Source organism: Pedobacter sp. GSP4, assembly GCF_051857575.1.
Classification (GTDB): Bacteria; Bacteroidota; Bacteroidia; order Sphingobacteriales; family Sphingobacteriaceae; genus Pedobacter.
In genome coordinates this window covers 196,117-215,194 of the sequence record NZ_JBPZIR010000008.1, presented here as the reverse complement: position 1 = coordinate 215,194, position 19,078 = coordinate 196,117, and the positions used below count along the sequence as shown (strand labels likewise).

Annotated in this window: 22 protein-coding genes and 1 pseudogene; 5 read left to right on the top strand and 18 right to left on the bottom strand. The window is 38.4% G+C overall.

What is annotated here, in order from left to right:
* The first annotated feature begins 2 nt into the window (after positions 1-2).
* Positions 3-689 (top strand): carboxypeptidase-like regulatory domain-containing protein, encoded by a 687-nt coding sequence (locus ACS5PU_RS19315; RefSeq protein WP_439460800.1) that lies wholly within the window; start codon positions 3-5, stop codon positions 687-689.
* A gap of 54 nt (positions 690-743) precedes the next feature.
* Here the strand turns inward: ACS5PU_RS19315 and ACS5PU_RS19310 are convergent, their stop codons facing one another.
* The 8 genes from ACS5PU_RS19310 to ACS5PU_RS19275 form a co-directional block, all read right to left on the bottom strand.
* Positions 744-1,652, bottom strand: a complete 909-nt coding sequence (locus ACS5PU_RS19310) for a Ppx/GppA phosphatase family protein (RefSeq protein ID WP_439460799.1) — start codon at positions 1,650-1,652, stop codon at positions 744-746.
* Positions 1,653-2,099: 447 nt separating this feature from the next.
* Positions 2,100-2,828: a DUF72 domain-containing protein gene (locus ACS5PU_RS19305; RefSeq protein ID WP_439460798.1), complete on the bottom strand. Its 729-nt coding sequence runs from the start codon at positions 2,826-2,828 to the stop codon at positions 2,100-2,102.
* Between the two features lie 472 nt (positions 2,829-3,300).
* A complete protein-coding gene (gene dnaJ, locus ACS5PU_RS19300) occupies positions 3,301-4,461 on the bottom strand; it encodes a molecular chaperone DnaJ (RefSeq protein ID WP_439460797.1) in 1,161 nt (386 codons plus the stop codon).
* 89 nt (positions 4,462-4,550) lie between these two features.
* Positions 4,551-5,132 carry a nucleotide exchange factor GrpE gene (locus ACS5PU_RS19295; RefSeq protein ID WP_439460796.1) on the bottom strand — a complete coding sequence of 194 codons (582 nt, stop codon included), beginning with the start codon at positions 5,130-5,132 and terminating at the stop codon, positions 4,551-4,553.
* A gap of 128 nt (positions 5,133-5,260) precedes the next feature.
* Positions 5,261-5,944, bottom strand: coding sequence for a cell division ATP-binding protein FtsE (locus tag ACS5PU_RS19290; RefSeq protein WP_439460795.1), 684 nt, complete (start codon positions 5,942-5,944; stop codon positions 5,261-5,263).
* Position 5,945: 1 nt separating this feature from the next.
* Positions 5,946-6,149, bottom strand: a complete 204-nt coding sequence (locus ACS5PU_RS19285) for a hypothetical protein (RefSeq protein ID WP_057932355.1) — start codon at positions 6,147-6,149, stop codon at positions 5,946-5,948.
* Between the two features lie 51 nt (positions 6,150-6,200).
* Positions 6,201-8,045, bottom strand: a complete 1,845-nt coding sequence (locus ACS5PU_RS19280) for a gliding motility-associated C-terminal domain-containing protein (RefSeq protein WP_439460794.1) — start codon at positions 8,043-8,045, stop codon at positions 6,201-6,203.
* Positions 8,046-8,152: 107 nt separating this feature from the next.
* On the bottom strand, positions 8,153-9,169 hold the full coding sequence (locus ACS5PU_RS19275) for an acyl-CoA reductase (RefSeq protein ID WP_439460793.1): 1,017 nt from the start codon (positions 9,167-9,169) through the stop codon (positions 8,153-8,155).
* 78 nt (positions 9,170-9,247) lie between these two features.
* Between ACS5PU_RS19275 and ACS5PU_RS19270 the strand changes: the two genes are divergently transcribed.
* Positions 9,248-9,598 carry a 4Fe-4S dicluster domain-containing protein gene (locus ACS5PU_RS19270; protein WP_090882873.1) on the top strand — a complete coding sequence of 117 codons (351 nt, stop codon included), beginning with the start codon at positions 9,248-9,250 and terminating at the stop codon, positions 9,596-9,598.
* Between the two features lie 486 nt (positions 9,599-10,084).
* Here the strand turns inward: ACS5PU_RS19270 and ACS5PU_RS19265 are convergent, their stop codons facing one another.
* Positions 10,085-10,537: a universal stress protein gene (locus ACS5PU_RS19265; RefSeq protein ID WP_439460792.1), complete on the bottom strand. Its 453-nt coding sequence runs from the start codon at positions 10,535-10,537 to the stop codon at positions 10,085-10,087.
* A gap of 110 nt (positions 10,538-10,647) precedes the next feature.
* Between ACS5PU_RS19265 and ACS5PU_RS19260 the strand changes: the two genes are divergently transcribed.
* From ACS5PU_RS19260 to ACS5PU_RS19250, 3 genes are all read left to right on the top strand, one after another.
* Positions 10,648-11,433 carry a C40 family peptidase gene (locus ACS5PU_RS19260; protein ID WP_439460791.1) on the top strand — a complete coding sequence of 262 codons (786 nt, stop codon included), beginning with the start codon at positions 10,648-10,650 and terminating at the stop codon, positions 11,431-11,433.
* Between the two features lie 192 nt (positions 11,434-11,625).
* The gene (locus tag ACS5PU_RS19255) at positions 11,626-12,225 is read left to right on the top strand and encodes a hypothetical protein (RefSeq protein ID WP_439460790.1); all 600 of its coding nucleotides are present in this window, start codon (positions 11,626-11,628) and stop codon (positions 12,223-12,225) included.
* An 18-nt stretch (positions 12,226-12,243) separates the two neighbouring features.
* Positions 12,244-12,966 (top strand): carboxypeptidase-like regulatory domain-containing protein, encoded by a 723-nt coding sequence (locus tag ACS5PU_RS19250; protein WP_439460789.1) that lies wholly within the window; start codon positions 12,244-12,246, stop codon positions 12,964-12,966.
* 7 nt (positions 12,967-12,973) lie between these two features.
* Here ACS5PU_RS19250 and ACS5PU_RS19245 read toward each other — a convergent pair whose 3' ends face one another.
* The 9 genes and pseudogenes from ACS5PU_RS19245 to ACS5PU_RS19205 all read right to left on the bottom strand — a co-directional run bounded on the left by ACS5PU_RS19245 (position 12,974) and on the right by ACS5PU_RS19205 (position 19,011).
* Positions 12,974-13,870, bottom strand: coding sequence for a WD40 repeat domain-containing protein (locus ACS5PU_RS19245; protein WP_439460788.1), 897 nt, complete (start codon positions 13,868-13,870; stop codon positions 12,974-12,976).
* A gap of 73 nt (positions 13,871-13,943) precedes the next feature.
* Entirely contained in the window at positions 13,944-14,468 is a 525-nt protein-coding gene (locus ACS5PU_RS19240; protein WP_439460787.1) for a hypothetical protein, read from the bottom strand.
* Between the two features lie 88 nt (positions 14,469-14,556).
* A complete protein-coding gene (gene hisIE, locus ACS5PU_RS19235; protein WP_439460786.1) occupies positions 14,557-15,159 on the bottom strand; it encodes a bifunctional phosphoribosyl-AMP cyclohydrolase/phosphoribosyl-ATP diphosphatase HisIE in 603 nt (200 codons plus the stop codon).
* A 16-nt stretch (positions 15,160-15,175) separates the two neighbouring features.
* Positions 15,176-15,739 carry a metallophosphoesterase family protein gene (locus ACS5PU_RS19230; protein WP_439460785.1) on the bottom strand — a complete coding sequence of 188 codons (564 nt, stop codon included), beginning with the start codon at positions 15,737-15,739 and terminating at the stop codon, positions 15,176-15,178.
* 61 nt (positions 15,740-15,800) lie between these two features.
* On the bottom strand, positions 15,801-16,598 hold the full coding sequence (hisF, locus tag ACS5PU_RS19225) for an imidazole glycerol phosphate synthase subunit HisF (protein WP_439460870.1): 798 nt from the start codon (positions 16,596-16,598) through the stop codon (positions 15,801-15,803).
* Positions 16,599-16,607: 9 nt separating this feature from the next.
* Positions 16,608-16,940: pseudogene (locus ACS5PU_RS19220) on the bottom strand (endonuclease domain-containing protein); the annotation flags it as partial.
* Positions 16,941-17,052: 112 nt separating this feature from the next.
* Complete coding sequence (gene hisA / locus ACS5PU_RS19215) at positions 17,053-17,802, bottom strand: 1-(5-phosphoribosyl)-5-[(5-phosphoribosylamino)methylideneamino]imidazole-4-carboxamide isomerase (protein WP_439460784.1); 750 nt, start codon at positions 17,800-17,802, stop codon at positions 17,053-17,055.
* 1 nt (position 17,803) lies between these two features.
* Positions 17,804-18,436: an imidazole glycerol phosphate synthase subunit HisH gene (gene hisH, locus ACS5PU_RS19210; RefSeq protein ID WP_439460783.1), complete on the bottom strand. Its 633-nt coding sequence runs from the start codon at positions 18,434-18,436 to the stop codon at positions 17,804-17,806.
* A gap of 35 nt (positions 18,437-18,471) precedes the next feature.
* Complete coding sequence (locus ACS5PU_RS19205; RefSeq protein WP_439460782.1) at positions 18,472-19,011, bottom strand: hypothetical protein; 540 nt, start codon at positions 19,009-19,011, stop codon at positions 18,472-18,474.
* Between the last annotated feature and the right edge of the window lie 67 nt (positions 19,012-19,078).

Here is a 19,078-nt window from a genome sequence, read left to right as displayed (position 1 = left end):
CCATGAAAACGAGAATTAACGAAGTTACCATAGCCGAACCCTGCCAGCAGAACTGGGATGAAATGGAAAAAGGAGCAGGGTTTGGTTTCTGTAAAGCCTGCAGTAAAAATGTAATCGATTTTTCTGGCTATACCACTGCTGAAATTATTAGTGTACTGGCCAGTGCCAGTTCATCGGTGTGTGGGCGTTTGAGCCAAGCACAGCTCAACCAGCTCAATTATCATTTATCAATTGTACCAACGGGCAATCGCAACTGGATGAAGTATTTGGGCGTACTGGCCATTGGTGTGAGCATTTTCATGATGGATGCCAAGGCTCAGATTGCTAATGCACCGATCGAAACTGTTAAAACACCGAATAAAAAAACAGATGATGCTAAGCCACTTCGTTCCCAAAAAATATATGGTTATGTTTTAAATCATGATAATAAACCCCTCGCAGGCATTAAACTATCAATATTTAATACCAAGCATGGCGCGCTGACCGATGAAAATGGCCGTTATCAGTTCGTTTTAGACGATAAATTCGATATCAGGAACAATCACCTTACCGCCGAAAGTTTACAATACAATGGGGCCATCTTTATCGATTTTTCGAAGGAAGAACAAAAGAACCTCAAGCTCAAAAGAGAAGACAATATGATTATGGGAATAATATTGCCTCCACCGCCCAAATCCAAAAAGAGTTAAACTAAATTAATATACGCTCTACGCTCAATGATCCATTAACCGATGGATCATTTTTTATGTCAGGCTAGCCAAAACACCCATTTTTAAATCGTATGTAGAAAGCATTAAGCGGTTTATCTTCGTCCTGCCTAAAATGTAATTGGTTATTAGGGCAGCAATAACAATCATATCTACCCTCAACGGTATAATACCAGGCATTTCAGTGCGCTGTTTGTGCGTAGAGTTGATCAGTACAACTGAGGTGGCAATGTAATCGTCAAAATTAAACTCGAAATGCTTAATGTTTTCAATATCAACCTGTGTATCTCTGGTAACCAGCGCCAAAAAGGTTTCAAAAGCACCCGCCGAACCAATTAAAACCTGGGGATTATATTTTTCGCAAATCTCGAAAAGATCTGCTAGTTGATGCTGGATGTGATACAGGATTGCATTTTTATCCTCATCTGCCAAAGGGTCGGATTTAAAAAACTGTTGCAACAAACGTGCAGCCCCGATGTTATAACTCTTTTTCCAGATCAGTTTTTCGGTATCACAAAGAATAAACTCAACGCTGCCCCCGCCAATATCCATAATCAACGAAAGGTCTTTTATGGCTCCGCTCAGTTTAACCCCCTCGTAAATTAGTGCAGCTTCTTCATCACCGCTAATGGCTTCGATTGTAATTGCTGTTTGTTCCTTTACCGCTTGCACGAAATCCTTGCCATTTTCAGCGCTTCTAACAGCCGACGTAGCCGTAGCCCTTACTTGGTTAACCTTATATTTGGAAATGGTTTTAGCGAATGCTTTAAGGCAGTTTATGCCCCTTTCAAATGCCGCTGGAACAATGATATTCTCGTTAATTCTGCCTTCGCCCAATTTTACGGGCACATTGGTTTTATATAGAATTTCCAATTGCTTTCCAGCTGTTTCTGCAATCAGCAGGTGAAAAGTATTGGTGCCAAGGTCGATAACGGCAATGCGCATAGCTAATATTTTATTTTTTTGAGAAAGCAAATGCCTGGTTTTCCTGAACTGCAGTTCTGCTATCTTTTAAACTTTGTTAATGTAAAGCTAAATTAAGGTATTAGACCGAAATGCCATTGCTAGTTTTCCATAAATAGTAGCATAAAACCAGTTAGTAAACGGGATAGTAGCGACAGCTCCCGATTTTTCATCAGGACTACAGCGTATAGCCCGATTAACATTAAAATAAGTGCTGTAATTGCTTTTCTAAACGTTAAAATGATTTGTTATTTTTCTGTGGTGCCAGAATGTGGGGGCTGTCTCATAAATGGACACCTGTCATCCTGAGCCTGTCGAAGGAATGTTTAAAAGTCTTGCGTGGTGTTTCGACTACTTGTCCCGAAAATCGGGAAGCTCAACGTGACAATTTTAGATGAAATTTCACCTTATGATACACTTTCACCTAAGCTACCTCGACCTTTGTTTTACCAATTCCTGCAATTGTTTGGCGTTATGTAACGCTGCTACTCCCCATGTGTTATTAAAATACACGAAAACCGCTTTCGCCTGATCTCCAACATTATGCTTAAAATCTTTAATCAATTCAATATCATATTCAGATTTGTACAATATCGGTTTTCCATGAAAACGGTAATAAATAATGTCTGTATTTTGAATAACATGGTCGGGTAGGGCAGATGGATAACTTTGCCCACTGAAAATGATATTTTTTTCTGCGAGTTTTTGATATACTGTTTCATCAAACCAACTGAGGTGACGGAACTCTAGCACATTTTTATAATCTGGATTTAAACTTTCCATTAGCAGATCCAAGCGCTCCATACTATAATCAAACTTCGGTGGGAACTGAAACAATACACAGCCCAGTTTCTCTTTGAGACCCGATTGGATTGCACTGTAGAAATCGGATAGCAATTGGTCACAATCGTTAAATTGTTTATAATGGGTAATTAAACGTGGTGCCTTAATGGTAAACCGAAAATCGTCAGGGCTTTCATGGTACCATTTATCGAATGATTTTTGGGTGGGCATTTTATAAAATGTAGAATTGATTTCTATCGTGTTAAAATGCGTACAATAATACTTGAACCAATCTTTCTGCGCCAATCCTTTCGGATAGAAAACCTCTTTCCACTCGCGGTAATAAAAGCCTGAACAGCCAATTCTCCATTTCATCTACAGAAAACAGGTTAAAAAGAGAAAGGTTTATTATCCATTATAAATAGCTATAAATATAATGAGCGAAAAACCTATGTAACCTGATAGTTTTAAATAAATATTGCTTTTCTTAGCTAAGAAAGCCATTGTTAGCATGAAGAGCAGATAACAAATTGAAAGGGTTAAAAACCCGGTAAATGGCGAATGTTGCCCTTTATGGGGATACTGGTTTTTTGCTGGCGATGTAAAAAATATGGAGATCAGAATGGGAGCAAGCCATCCAATAATGTATACTGCAAATATTGTCCACGCAATGGGATTTTTTTTGAAGGTATCGGAGCGTTCTTCCATGTTTTTTTAAGTTAATCGCTAATTATTGATATTGTAACCCAAAAAAATGAAGAAGTTTGAAAGGGAGTCATTTAGGCCCCGATGGCAAACAAAAAAACCGGTACTTTTGGGCACCGGTTTTCAATTTATATTTAATTAATTACTCGAAATATTCTTTCATTCTTTCAAAAAAGCTCTTGTCATTTTTGCCAGGCTGAGGCTTAAAATTCGGAGATTCACGTAATTTCTCTAAGGCATTGCGTTCATCGCTGCTTAGAGCTTTTGGTGTCCAGATATTAATGTGGATAATTTCATCACCCCTGTGGTAAGAATTTACTTCTGGTAAACCTTTACCTTTTAGGCGTAATAATTTTCCGCTCTGTGTACCTGGTTCGATTTTAATTTTAGCCTTACCATCAATGGTTGGTACTTCTATGCTCATGCCCAATGCTGCATCAACGAAGCTTAAATGCAAATCGTAAACAATATTGTTGCCTTCGCGTTTTAAGGTTTCGTGTGGCGTTTCTTCAATCAATATAATTAAATCGCCCGGAATACCGCCGTTAGGTGCTGCGTTTCCTTTTCCGCTCATGCTCAATTGCATGCCTTCGCTTACGCCTGCAGGAATGTTAATGGTAATGGTTTCTTCGCCACGTACTACACCATCTCCATGGCATACATTACATTTCGAAGTAATTTGCTGTCCGCTACCGTTACAGGTAGGGCAGGTAGATGCTGTTTGCATCTGGCCCAAAATAGTATTGGTTACCCTACGCACCTGGCCACTGCCACCGCAGGTACCACAGGTACTTACCGATGATTTATCTTTGGCACCAGAACCATCGCAGGTTTTACAAACAATCAGTTTATTAACCTTAATTTTCTTTTCTGCACCGTGGGCAATTTCTTCGAGTGTTAATTTAACTTTAATACGAAGATTAGAGCCTTTGGCTACACGCCTACCACCACGTTGCTGGCCACCGCCACCGCCAAAAAAGCTTTCGAACGGGTTATGTCCACCAAAAATATCCCCAAAATTGCTGAAGATATCGTCCATGTTCATATTACCGCCACCATAGCCACCAGATGCACTGCTACCCACACCTGCATGACCGAACTGATCATAGCGTTGCTTTTTTTCGGGACTGCTTAAAACCTCATAGGCTTCTGCAGCTTCTTTAAACTTATCCTCCGCAGCTTTATCTCCTGGGTTTTTATCTGGGTGATATTTAATAGCCATCTTACGATAAGCTTTCTTTATCTCATCGGCAGCTGCGCTTTTGGTTACGCCTAATACGTCGTAATAATCTCTTTTACTCATCTCTTATTTAATGATTGAATTTTGAAGGATTGAATTAGAAAATGTATACCATTCACTCACCCGATCATTCTAACATTCAAAATTATTTCCTACGCTCCAACTACAACTTTAGCAAAGCGGATTACATTATCATTTAAGGTGTAGCCTTTTTCAACCTCATCAATTACTTTTCCTTTAAGATCCTCGGTAGGCGCAGGGATATTGGTAATCGCTTCGTGGAAATCGGTATCGAAAGGCTGATTGATGCTTTCTACATCTTTCAATCCTTTTTGTGCCAAAGTATTTTTCAGCTTGGTACTTACCAACAAAATGCCTTCTTTAACAGGTGCAACATCGGCAGCAGTTTCCATTGCTTTTAAAGCACGGTCAAAATCATCCAAAACAGGTAAAAGAGAAACAATTACATCTTTACCTGCCGTTTGCAACAACTCTACACGTTCTTTTTGGGTACGGCGTTTATAATTATCGAATTCTGCATATAAACGCAGATATTTATCGTTAAGCTGTTGAACTTCTGCCTGTAATTTCTCTTCGGCAGTTAATTCTAATGCTTGCTCAGTTTCGTTTGCAGTGGCATCAGTATTTTCTACATTCTCAGCAGTATTTTCTGATGTATTTTCAGTATTCATTATATTTTCTTCTTTATCGTTATTTTTCTTCTTATTAAACATAATACCGGGCTGAATTTTTTTGTGTTAATCTCAACTATTTTGCCATAAACGTAAATCAGCCAAGCTGTCAGACTTATTTGTATTTATCTGAACAGTTTGGCTGATTAGCTGACGGATGTCAGAATTTTTTATGCTATTTGTGCATCTTCATGAACTACTCCATTTTCGCATTTAATGATGCGCGATGGGAAAGTGCGGATGATATGATAATCGTGCGTGGCCATTAAAACTGCTGTGCCAGCCTGACTGATCTGCTTTAAAAGTGTTACAATTTCTTCTGATGTTTCGGGGTCCAGATTGCCCGTTGGCTCATCGGCCAGTATAATTTCAGGATCGTTTAACAGGGCCCTTGCAATTACAATACGCTGCTGTTCACCACCAGAAATTTCGTGCGGCATTTTTTTGATCTTCGAGCGTAGCCCAACTTTATCCAGCACATCTTTAATGCGCTCGTTAATCAGCTTTTCATCTTTCCAACCAGTTGCTTTGAGTACAAACTCTAGGTTTTTTTCAATTGTTCGGTCGGTTAATAACTGGAAATCCTGAAATACTACGCCCAATTTACGGCGCAAAAATGGTACTTGGCTTTCTTTGAGGTTTTTAAGGTCGAAACCGGCAATATTGCCTTCGCCGCTGCCAATGTGCAAATCGCCATATAATATTTTAAGCAAACTACTCTTGCCCGAACCTGTTTGACCGATCAGGAATATAAATTCATCTTTTTCGATGTGTAAATTTACGTTTGAGAGTACCAAATGTTTCTGTTGAAAAACATCAACATTGCTTAAATGAATTACTGCGTTGCCTGTCATATTATATTTCTAATTTTGCAATCTGCCCAAAAGGCAAGTCTTTAACCATTTCCATAATGTATTCCTGCTTATCGCCAAGGCCGAGTTTTTCTAGCGATTTATCCGGCCTATCTACCCTAAAATAAGCTAAAAGTGTAAACTTATCGTCTCTCAACTGTACGTAATCCGGAATTTTGGCTATGCCTTTAACTTTAACGATATACATTGTGCTCAAAAATAGCATTTCCAAATGATAAGCGAAAGCACGAAGCCTTTTTTATCTGATGAGCATGACCCAACCAGTATAGGTTTTAAAATCTTCGTTAAAATAAATACTGTAATAATAAACCGCCGGAGGGAGGTCTTTTCCATTTGTTTTTCCATCCCAGGGCTTAAATGGACCTGTGCTCTGGTATACAAGCTGGCCATAACGGTTGGTAACTTTCACAACCGGATTGGTAAAAGCTGCGGCAACCGGGATATTCCAGGTATCGTTAACATTATCGCCATTTGGACTAAAAGTATTTGGAATAACAATTTGAGGATACACTTTGATAAAAACATCATCACTGCTGCTGCTGCAACTTAAATTGGAGTTAACATGTAAAGTATAAGTAATGTCCTTTTTTGGCGAGGCGATAGGGTTTAGTTTTGTTGGATCGTCGAGGTAATCAGCAGGTGTCCAAAAATAAGTAACATCATCGCCTCCTGCTTTACCATTTAAAGTCACTGTTTGCCCGGTGATGATCTTTTGGTCTGCTCCAGCATCAGCTGAGGCATTTTTATTTACGTGGATGGTAATTTCTGCTGTCTCGAAACAGCCGTTGTTGGAAACTTTAACCGTGTAGGTGGTTGTTTTGGTAGGAGCGGCGATGGGATTAGCAATTTTAGGGTCTGACAGGCCTGTTGAGGGTTGCCAAAGATAAGAAGTGCCGCCCGATGCGGTTAACTGGATGGATTGCCCCTCGCAAATGGTTCCGGTTTGGATATTGGTAACTATCGTTATCGGATCAGAAACCTCAACGGTGGTGTTTGTCGTGCTAGAACAACCATTGGCCATAACCTGAACGGTATAAGTCCCTTGCATTGCCTTTGTAGCATTAACAATCATTGGATTTTGTGCTGTTGAGGTAAACCCATTTGGTCCGGTCCAGAGGTAACTTGTACCGCCCGATGCATTTAACTGGATGGTATTGCCGATACAAAACGGTCCGAAATTTTGAGCGGTTGCAATGGGCAAAGCGTTTACGGTAACTGTTAATGGTGATCCCGCAATCCTGCAGTTTGGCGAATTGATGTTGTTGCCATCACCAACCAGTAACCGGTATTGATAAACACCTTTAACAGCGTTTAAGAATGGAACGGTAATTTCTGTTGTTTGCTCATTGGGAACATTGATGAAACCATTGCCCCTATTTACCTGCCATTGGTACCTTGGGTTTTGGTAAACGCCTGGCGTAATATCAGTTTTAAAATGGAATGTTGCATTGGTTCCTTCGCACATTTGAGATGATGTAGAAACATTTCCCACTATAGATGGTATAAGGGTGGGGCCGCAGGCACTGAAAGTAATATCATCCAATGCCAGGTCGTTTCCGTTTCCACCAGGATTTTGATTGGTCATTTTTAAAGTGATTACACCTAAATTGGCTGGTGTAACAAATGTCCGGGCATATTTAATCCAGCCGGTATTCTCCTGAATGTCGTTAGTAGAAAACTGAAGTATTTCGACGCCATCATTTTCTATAACAAACCTAACATTGGGTTTAATTCCTGCATTTCTCAATACATTGATAATCCAGGCAGAAAATTCGTAAGTTGTATTTGGACATAGGTCGGTAACGGTAGTTTGGTAAAATATGCCAGGGCTATTAGAGGCATTTACCACCATCATATAGCCATTCGGATCGTTGGGTGTATGGTTTACAATATTCTGAATCCAGCCCGGATTTAGTCCGGCAATAGTTTTGGTTATGGTATACTCCCCGTCGTTTGTAGAACGATTTACATAAACATAATCTGTAACACTGGTGGATAGGGCTGCTCCAAAGTTATTCGTTCCTGATCCAAAGGTTTCATTTTTGATCGGATCGCCCAATGTACCGTTGCATTGAGCCTGCACACGCCCATAAAGTATAACTATAGAAAGAATTAACAAATAGAGATAGCGCATTGCTTAAGGGCCTTTAGCGAATATCTAAATAAAAAACTGCAATTCAATCTGTTGGATTAATTCAGGCTATTTAAAAACGCAATAGTATCTACATTGTCTGCATAATCCCAAAGTTTTGGATGCTGACTTTGGCCAAAATCAAAACTGTTAAAGCCAAGCTCGGGTTTGGCAACAATACATTGAATAAATGCCGATTTGTCCTGTAATTTATTTTCTACCTCCAGCAGGCTTTCATATTCCTCATAATAAAGTACCGCAAGTGGAGAAGCCATATTTTCATCTTCTTTTAGCAATAAAAAGCCGTTATCAAAATGTTTTGCAGCATTAACCAGGTAAATAGATTTATTGTAATCGTAATTGTTCTGATATTTGAAATGATTGATAATCTGGTTATAACTTTCAATGCCCTCGTATAGGTTTGCAATATCGTAACCTTTCGGGAAATAAATTTTAGATACATTTCTGCATCCCAGACCAAAATAATCAAAAATATCGGCCCCTAGAAGTTCAATTTCCTCTTTGCTCTCGGTGCCATTTAAAACGGCAACACTGTTCCTGTTTTTTCTGATGATGTTGGGTACTTTGCTGAAATAGTAATCAAAATACCGGGACGAATTGTTGCTTCCCGTTGCAATAACGGCATCAAAATCCTTTAAACGCTCTACGTATACAATTTTATCCTCAAAAGCAGGTTCAATATTAATCAGTTCGGCAATTACAGTTTTGATCAGTTTATCATCCGATGAGGAAAGTTTGATTAAAGCAATATTGCCCGTGGCCAAAACACTCAAAACATCGTGCAGGCCTACCATCGGAATATTGCCGGCCAGGATTAAACCAACCTTTTTAGGCAATGCACTAAAGCTGACCGATTTAAACCAAATGGCCAAATCTGCTTCATTTAACATTTCGGCAAACGATAAAATTGATTTTTTTATATTTTCTGCAGTAAACCAGGCATTGGCACTTTCGGCACTATAAATTGCATTTCCTAGTATGTCAGTAGGGTTTGTAAGCAATTTACCTAGTTTGCCAAAGGCGATTATTGCTTTTTCTTGAGTTAATGCTGACATATTTAGAATTATTATTAAGTGATTATGTATTATATTTGTAGCGCAAAGGTAAACTAAGCAAAAGAATTAGACGAAAACATGGCGATTAAAATAACAGATGAGTGTATAAATTGTGGGGCTTGCGAACCGGAATGCCCTAACAACGCAATTTACGATGCCGGTACTGCATGGCGTTTTTCTGATGGTACCAATTTAGAAGGTATCATTGATTTTGGTAATCAACAAATCGAAGCTGATGCAAGTCAAGAAGCAGTTTCAGATGAAGTTTATTATATTGTATCTGATAAATGTACAGAGTGTAAGGGCTTCCACGATGAGCCTCAATGTGCTGCGGTTTGTCCGGTAGATTGTTGCGTGGATGATGAAGATATCCGTGAAACTGAAGAAGAATTATTGGCTAAGAAAGCTTGGTTGCACCAAGAAGGTTAAGCTTTTATCAAATATTTACAACGAAAGTCTCGCATAACGCGAGACTTTTTTGGTTTAATGGGTTTTTAATTACCTATTACACGGATGCACGATTAACACGGAGGTTTTTTCCGCGTTGGGCTAGAATGGTTTTCTTATAATCGCCAAGGCCTTAATGTCCTTAATCCCTTAGTGAACAGTAAATGGAATGATCGCTACTTGGAAAAGATCCTTCGACTACGCTCAGGATGACAGCTGCGGGAGGAGGCTATCAAAAAAAAACAAAGACAATCGAAAAGGCTTAATGTCCTTAATTCCTTAATGGTCAATAAATGGAATGATTGCTATTTGGAAAAGAGATCCTTCGACTACGCTCAGGATGACAGCTGCGGGAGGGACAGACGATGTGCATCAGTTAACCAATAAACAGTTTCCATTTGGCAATTTGCAGTTACCAATGAACCAATGAACCAATAGACTAATGACCAATGAACCAATGGCTAAAAACTAATCTACATCACATTTATTCGGGATAATCAAAACCGGACAAGCAGATTTACGTGCCACATGTTCGGCCACACTTCCCATTAAAAAGTGGTACAATCCGGTACGGCCATAAGTGCCAATTACAATCAAATCAGATCCCCACTCATCCGATTGCTGAATAATGCCGTGCGCTGCGGTATCAACGATGCTTAAATAAGTTGTTTTCGTACCCTTACTGTATTTTGTTTCCATCTCTTTCAACAAAATATGACTGTTTTCCTCGCTGTTATCGTAGGTTTCTAAAAAAACGGGTGCCAAGGTCAAATCAGGATTTACATTGGCCGGTATAGGCTCAATAATATTAACCAACGCTACTTCTGCTCCAAACTTTTCAGCCATGTCGTAACCGGCTTTTGCCGCTTTTTCTGAGCAGGTACTGTTATCAACGGCAATTAATATTTTTTTAAAATTCATGGCGTGCTTATTTAAAAGGTAATCATCATAAAAATAACAAATTTGCAGGCAAAATGTTAGGCAATGGATGTATTTTATTAGTTTTACAATTGTTTCACGAGCACATTTAAATGGAAAATCAATACGGTATTTGTAGGGTTGCTGTAGCGCCTTTAAGAGCAGATGCATCAGATAAATCAGAAATTGTTTCGCAACTTTTATTCGGCGATCATGTAGAAATCATTCAAAAAGAAGAACGCTGGTGGCTGATCCAAAATGGTTACGATGGTTATGAAGGCTGGATGGATTTTAGACAATTGGCTCCGATTAGTCAGAACCAGTTTATCGAAATGCACGATTGCAAAACACTGGCTCCATTAAGTTTCAATAATGTGTTAACAGCTGCCGATGGGAGTTCGTATCATTTAAGTCCAGCGAGTAACCTTCCTTTTTTAAAAGATGGCTTCTGTTATGCTGGCGAGGAAAAATTTAAACTGAATTTCGAAGCGTATAATAACAGTACGGTAGATTTTGCCGGTAGTGTTACCGAAACAGCAAAGTTCTTTCAAAATATACCATACCTATGGGGCGGAAGGCATTTGTTTGGCCTTGATTGCTCGGGCTTTACACAAACCGTATTTAAAATGTTGGGCATAAAACTAAACCGCGATGCTTCGCAACAGGCTGAGCAGGGCGAACTGGTGGGCTTTTTAGCCGAATGCAGAGCAGGAGATGTTGCCTTTTTTGATAACGATGAAGGCAGGATTACCCATGTTGGTATTATGCTAAGCCCTAGCGAAATTATACATGCATCGGCAAAAGTGAAAATAGATCCGATTGACGATCAGGGGATTTTTAATAAAGAATTGGGTAAATATTCGCACAAGCTCAGAATTATCAAACGTTTTGTGGAATAACGATAAAAAATGTATCCTATATAAAAGATACATTTTTTTGTGGCAGCTAAATTTAAAATCAAAATCTCAAATCCCTGCAATCAACAGTGGGATGGCATGCAGGTTGTTCCTAATGGCAGGTTTTGCGGTTCCTGTCAAAAAAACGTTGTAGATTTTACCCATTTCACAGATCAGCAGCTGCAAGCTTGGTTCTTGGAAAACGGGGGCGATAGCTGTGGAAAATTTAATCCAGAACAGCTAGATCGTTATATCGGTAAAGAACCATATTCATATTTTGGCTTTTTTAAACCTAGCTTAGTCGCTGCTGCTTTATTTGCTTTCCTGAACTTTCCTCAACCTGTACTTTCGCAAGAAGTAGCAATCGCTAAAACGCAATTCCAATCTTCAAATAAAGAGGATGGTACAAATGGTGCATATACTTTTATAAACGGAAAAGTTTTCGATCAGGAAGGAACTGGATTGAGCAATATCGAAATTGAACTGAAGCAACAAAATATAAAAGTAAAGTCAGCCACGGATGGCTCTTTCTTTATTAAGGTTATTAAACCAAGAAGTAAAACCATTGCTGAGCTGATTTTTACTTCAGCAGCTTTTGAAATAAAAAAATACCATATCATTGTGGGTGAAGAAAAAGAAATTGCCGTTGTTTTGCAGCATTTGACACAGGTAGATCTTAACGAAAAACCAATTTCAGATATATCCATGATGTTAACAGGAAAAATCGGTGGGATTTACATAAGGCCAACAATTACCACTAGGGTTTTAAATGCCTTTAAAGGAATTTTTAGATAACTTGTCAAATCGGATATTATGCATAAAAGTTTTAAATTACAGATACCTAAGCCTTGTCAAGAACAATGGTACAATATGCAGGAAGATTTACAGGGTAGATTTTGCAACTCCTGTCAGAAATCGCTAATCGATTTTACTGGTTTCTCTGATGCCGAACTAAAAGACTGGTTTATGAAAAATCAGGGCAAAAGCTGTGGCAGGTTTAAACCGGAACAGCTCGACCGATTAATTCACATTAAGCCGCGTTATTCGATCACCGATAAGTTTAGGCCAAGCCTGATCATGGCATCCTTGTTAACTTTTTTAAGTTTCCCGAAGTTGAGCAGTGCAAATATTCCTCATTTGTACCCAATGGTTCAGCTGGATGAAGGAAAATTTTTTAAAAATGATGTTTTGGATACCCTTGATGAAGGTTTTGTAATCTTAAAGGGAAAGGTAACTGATAGAGGTGATAAATTACCGATTATTGGAGCGAGTATAATGGTGAAAGGCTCAAAAATTACAACATTTACAGATAGGAACGGCTATTTTGAGTTGAAATTGAACAAGAAGGAATTTAATCATAAAGTTTTTCTGGATTTAAAATATATTGGATATAAAACTAAATCGGTAAAAGTCAACCTTAAAAAAGCTAATGCTGTTTTGATAGAAATGAAGATGGACAGTTTTATTTTAGGCGAATTGGCCATTATCAAGCAGCCAACATTTTTTGATTGGATTGCCCAACTGTTTAATGGCTGATTTAATTTTACTCCATCTCCCAAACCATTACCTGTCTGTCATCGCCCGTAGAAATGAGGTGCTTTCCATCATTGCTCCAGATAATTTTATTGATGGAATGGGTATGTCCTATCCCAGCTTTCTCCAAGCTTAATATTTTATACAGTTTAAAGTTTTCTGCATCCCAAAGTTTAATGCTCTTATCCTGGCTGCTCGTTGCAAAATAGGGCAGTGTAGGGTGGAAGGCAATATCGTACACGGTGAACATGTGTGCCGCCACAATTTCCATAAGTTCGTAATTGGGCAGGCTCCATATTTTTAATTGTGCATCCCGGCTTCCTGAAAGGAGATACTTCCCCGTTGGATGATAAGCTAGTGCAGTTACCGGCAATGAATGCCCTTCGAGGGATTGTTTCAAGCTATAATCGGCAAGGTTATAAATCCTGATCAGGTGATCTTTGCAGCCAAAAGCGATTTCACTTTCATTGGGCGCAATAGCAATGGCCCTAACGGTATCGTAAGCTACCTGAAAACGGTAGATTTCTGTAAAATCATCTAACGACCAAACGGCTACGGTACCATCTTCACCGGTTGTTAAAAGCTCATTTTTACCTTTTACAGTCTGAATGTTGAAAATGGGCTTGGTATGCGCATTTATTCTGGCAATTACCTTCTGTGCCGCAAAATCGTAAATGCTAAAAGCACCACTGCGCTCACCGATAAATAGCCGACCATTATAGTTGTGCAGGCAATAAACCGAACTCTGTACCGGCATTTTAACCTTTACAAAAGCCATGGTATTTAACGACCATTCGACAACTCCTTTATCATTCCCTGCGCTAAAAAACACGCCGTCTTCATCAGCATTGGCCAATGCGTAAACAGGATTTTGATGTCCGGGGAGGGTTTTTAGGTGTTTGAGCATTTTTTGAGGTATAGGGCTTAAGGTTTAAGGTGTAGGGTTCTGCATTTGGCGCCTTAAAAAATTTGATTAAGTTTTAATTTGCAAAAATCTTGGGGAAATTTATTTCTTCACTAAATTCATCAATTTTAATTTCGTTTAAGCGGTTAAAAATTTTTTGCGAATCTAAAATGGAAATTTCAATGGTATTGCTAAATACTTCGATTGGTAATTTCTGTTCATTGTAATCTTGAAAAAATAATGTTATGCCATCTTTTTCTTTACCTTGAACTTGACTAATCGAATAATATTTAAAAGTTTTAAATTTAGTTTTCCAAAAACCATAATTATGTTGGTAGGAAATATGGGTAGTACTTATTACGTAAAACTCTTCACCAAATGTATTCCACAATAAGTACTTACCTAATGCAAAGAAATAGGCAATAGGTAATAAAAACGGAAAGATATTGGGCTTTTCATCCTGTAAGCTAAAGGCAAACCAAAATCCTCCAATAATTGCACTAATGTTGAAAAAGAATAAAAATATCTTCAAATAACGGTTTGTGGGGATTATTGTCCTTACGTAAATATTTAAATCATCGAAATTTATATCTGTTTTCAATTCTTGTTTGGTTAGGCTTCGCGTTTAGGGTGTAGGGCGTAGGGTTCTGCATTTGGATCCTTAAACCCTACGCCTTTCACCTTCTACCTTATTGATGTCTTTTCTCTAAATTCTTGGCGATATCCTGAATAGAAAGTCCTTTTTCTTTCAATAAAAACAATAGGTGAAACACAAGATCTGAGGCTTCTCCAATTAATTCTTCTTCCGTTTCAGCTAATGCGGCAATAACTGTTTCTACACCTTCTTCGCCAACTTTCTGCGCAATTTTGTTCAAACCTTTGCTGCGCATTTTGTTAATATACGAACCTTCTACAGGGTTTTCATATCTATCGTTGATGATATTTTCCAGCTCAAAAATGAAATTCTGATTGAAATCTGTTTTAAAGCAACTGCGGCTACCGGTATGGCAGGTAGGGCCTACTGCATCTGCCTTAATCAAGATGGTATCATTATCGCAATCAACAAAAAGCTCTTTTACGTACAAAAAGTTATTGCTGGTTTCCCCTTTTGTCCAGAGGCGGTTTTTTGAGCGCGAAAAGAAGGTTACTTTGCCTTCGGCCTGGGTTTTTTCCAAAGCCTCTGCGTTCATATAGCCCAGCATTAAAACCTCTAAGGTTTTGTAATCCTGAATGATTACAGGCAATAAACCTGCAGTTTTTTCCCAATCAAGGGATGATATATTATTGATCATTTTATTATTAAGCTAATTATAAGTCAACGGTGCTGCTATCAAATTTCCATGTTTTTTTTGCCATTTTTTCTTTTACCTCGCTATATGAAATTGGATAATAATTATGGCAATCAACCCCTACATCAAAGGATAATTCGTGTGGGTCATCAATGATGTTCCCGTGCGAATGACCATATAAGTGAAAACTTCCAGCCCGTTTGTAATTCCATTGTTTTATAGCATAATGAAAAAGAACAAGCCTTTGCTTTTTTTCATCATTATCAGAATCGATTATTTTTAATTCATAATAATCTTTGATCCATTCGAAACGGTTTTTACAGGATAGTGCGGATTTATCATGATTTCCTTTTATTAAATAAATATTTCCGTTTAATTGCTTGAGTATTTCCCTGAGGCGATCAGGTTTACATAACCCAAAATCGCCCAAATAATAAATACTATCTGATGAAGATATCTTTTCGTTCCATTTTTGGATCATGATCTCATCCATCTCTTCAACAGAAGAGAATGGCCTATCCGAAAAACTGATAATGTTCTGATGTCCGAAATGATGATCTGAACTGAAAAAAATATTACTCATTTTATTCTTTTATTTCGGAAAAACAGACTCATCACTTTGGACTGCTGACTCCGGACTAATTTTATATTCTTACCGGAATCTGATTTCTTCTTAATTCCTGTTTTAAATCGGGGATCAAAATTTCTCCATAGTGAAATACCGAAGCAGCAAGTGCGGCATCAACGTTAGCTTTTTGAAAAACGTCGGTAAAATGATCCATATTTCCTGCGCCACCCGATGCAATAATCGGAATGTTGATCATTTGGTTTACTTTGGCAAGCAATCCGCAATCAAAACCAGCTTTGGTACCATCGTGATCCATAGAGGTTAGCAAAATTTCGCCTGCACCCAAATCTTCTGCCTGTTTAATCCAGTTTTCTGTCTCCAGTTCAGTAATTAACCTGCCGCCATTTAAATGGACCATGTTTCTGCCCTCAACATGTTTAGTGTCGACTGCTAAAACCACAAACTGTACGCCGAAAGTTTTGGCCAGGTCTTCAATCAGTTTAGGGTTGCGAACGGCTGCTGAATTGATGCTGATTTTATCGGCCCCTGCATTTAAAAGTGCCTCTGCATCAGCAATCTCGGTAATTCCACCACCAATGGTAAAGGGGATATTTAATTGTCTGGCAACCGATTTAACCATTTCGATCATCGTTTTACGGCGCTCGTGCGTGGCTGTAATATCCAGAAAAACCAGTTCGTCTGCCCCTTGTTGTGCGTATTGCGCAGCCAGCTCCACAGGATCGCCTGCATCGCGTAAATCAACAAAGTTTACGCCTTTAACCGTGCGGCCATCTTTAACGTCTAAACAAGGAATTATTCTCTTGCTTAACCCCCCGCCCCCTAAAGGGGGAGATGCAAACTGTTTAGCCTGTATGGCTTCTTTAATCTTATCCAAAACTGTGTTTAAATTATTATAAAGCTCTGTGTTTTTAAATCTAATTACCCTTATCCCAAATTGCTCCAATGCTTTTTGTCTTTCAATATCATTATTGAGGACTTCTGGCAAATCATGAATGCTGCCATCCAGTTCAATAATTAATTTCACCTCATGACAATAAAAATCCGCTATAAAGTATGAAATAGGATGTTGTCTTCTAAATTTAACACCCAGCTGCTTATTGCTAATTACTTGCCAGAGTAAACGCTCTGCTTCGGTTACGTTATTTCTTAATTGTTTAGCATTTTCAAAAATTATATTTGAAGCACCATAAAACATACTTGGCTTGTTAACTTTAAAAGAATCGAAATCGTCATCGTTTATTTTAGAGTTCATCATCAACTAGGTTATTATGGATGTTACTTGGCCACCCCTTTAGGGGGTTGGGGGGTTATATGCTTGACAGCGCTTTCAAATTCCACTCTTTTATCTCTTCGATGGTAATGCGGTCTTCGTAAATTGCTTTTCCCACTACAACACTTCTAATCGGGTATTTTGCCAATTCGTAAATATCTTCCATCGAGCTCACGCCGCCCGAAGCAATCAGTTTAATCATAGGTGAGTGTTCTAACAGTTTTTCATACAAATCGATAGCTGCGCCACCTAATTTCCCATCTTTGCTGATATCAGTGCACAAGAAACGGAAGAACCCTAAAGAAAGGCATTTATCAACGTAATCCATCAATTTAATTGGTGAACTCTCCATCCAGCCCGAATATTTGATTACTTCGTCCAAAACGTCGATTGCAATAACGATGCGGTTTGCATAATCGTCTTTTTTGGCAAAGGCCTGGCTTAACTGGGGCAGGAAATCCGGATTGGTGATGGCTTGCGTACCCACAATCACACGGTGGATACCGGCATCAAGCAGATTGGTAACCTGCTCAATGGTTCTAATCCCGCCGCCGTACTGCACTTTCATTTCGGTTTTTTTGATGATCTCGAAAAGTGATTTTTGGTTGCTGAAATCGCCTTTGGCGCCATTTAAATCAATAATATGAATAAAATCTGTACCATTTGAACGGTATTTTTCTATCATTTCGGCGATAGAAACATTGTATTCTGTTTTTTGGTTGTAATCGCCTTCGCGGAGACGGACAACTTTTCCATCCAAAATATCAATAGCAGGTATGATGTACATTTTATAAGCTTAAGTTTGAAAAATTTTTTAATATTAATTCGCCGGCTTTTCCAGATTTCTCTGGGTGGAACTGAACGCCGTAAAAATTGTCTTTTTGTACCGCTGCCGAAAACTTTAAACCATAATCGGCAGATGCGATATCAAAAGTAGGGTTATATTCAATAAAGTACGAATGCACAAAGTAAAATTGTGTATTATCTTCAACACCTTCAAATAGCGAATTGTTTTTCGGGTAAACCGCATTCCATCCCATGTGTGGTATTTTGATATTCAGTGACTTATCGAATTTTTTGGTCTTCACCGGTACAATGTTCAATAGTGCTGCGTCGCCCTCTTCTGAGTGTTCGGTAATGAGCTGCATGCCCACACAGATGCCCAGTACAGGTTTGGTGAGTTTTTTTATGGCTTCAACCAAGCCTGTTTTCTTTAATTTTTCCATCGCAGCACCTGCGTGGCCTACCCCCGGAATAATGATGTGGCTATATTTTTCGAGGTCGTTTTCCGTGTTTACCATGCCGTAGCTCACCTTTAGGCGATCTAAAGCTGCGGTAAGCGAGAAAATGTTGCCTGCCCCGTAATTCACTATTCCTACCCCTAAATCCCCTGAAGGGGACTTTGAATTCCCATCGTTCATATCATTCGTTTTTATGTTATTGAAAGAAATTATAATTAATTTGGGTTTTTTGATTCTATGTTTACTTTTCTAAAACCGACTATCAATTTTGTTCTGATAAGGTAATCGACCATCAATTTGTCCCCTTTCCACCAATTATAAAATTCTGATTTATCCAAAATAATATCTCCATTTAGTTTAACAGATGCTTTTTTACATTTAATCACAAACTTTGCATTATTTGTTCTTATTTTTTGAAGTACCTCTAACTCAATTGTTTTTTTACGGTTAGAATTAAGATCCATTGTTAACAATATGATAGGTCGTACAATAAAAAAACATACATATACAAAAGCAACAACTACGAAGCCTATAAATGACTCCCAATAATGCGCGGTTGAATTTGGTGATGGTTCGCCATTTTTACCGCCGGAAAATGGAAAGATAAAGACAGCAATAGTAAAAACAAGGATGATTCGATAAAGATTTTTCTTAGCTAATGGTAGTAATTCATAAGTAATAAGATCTACATCTTCGTTACTTAATTCTTCACTTGTTTCTGTACTCATTGATTTTTTTAAATCTATTCCCATCATCCATTTTACTTTTAATACTTTCTCTTTAAAATTTGAAAATGAATGTCAGTTTTTTATGGGTGCTGTA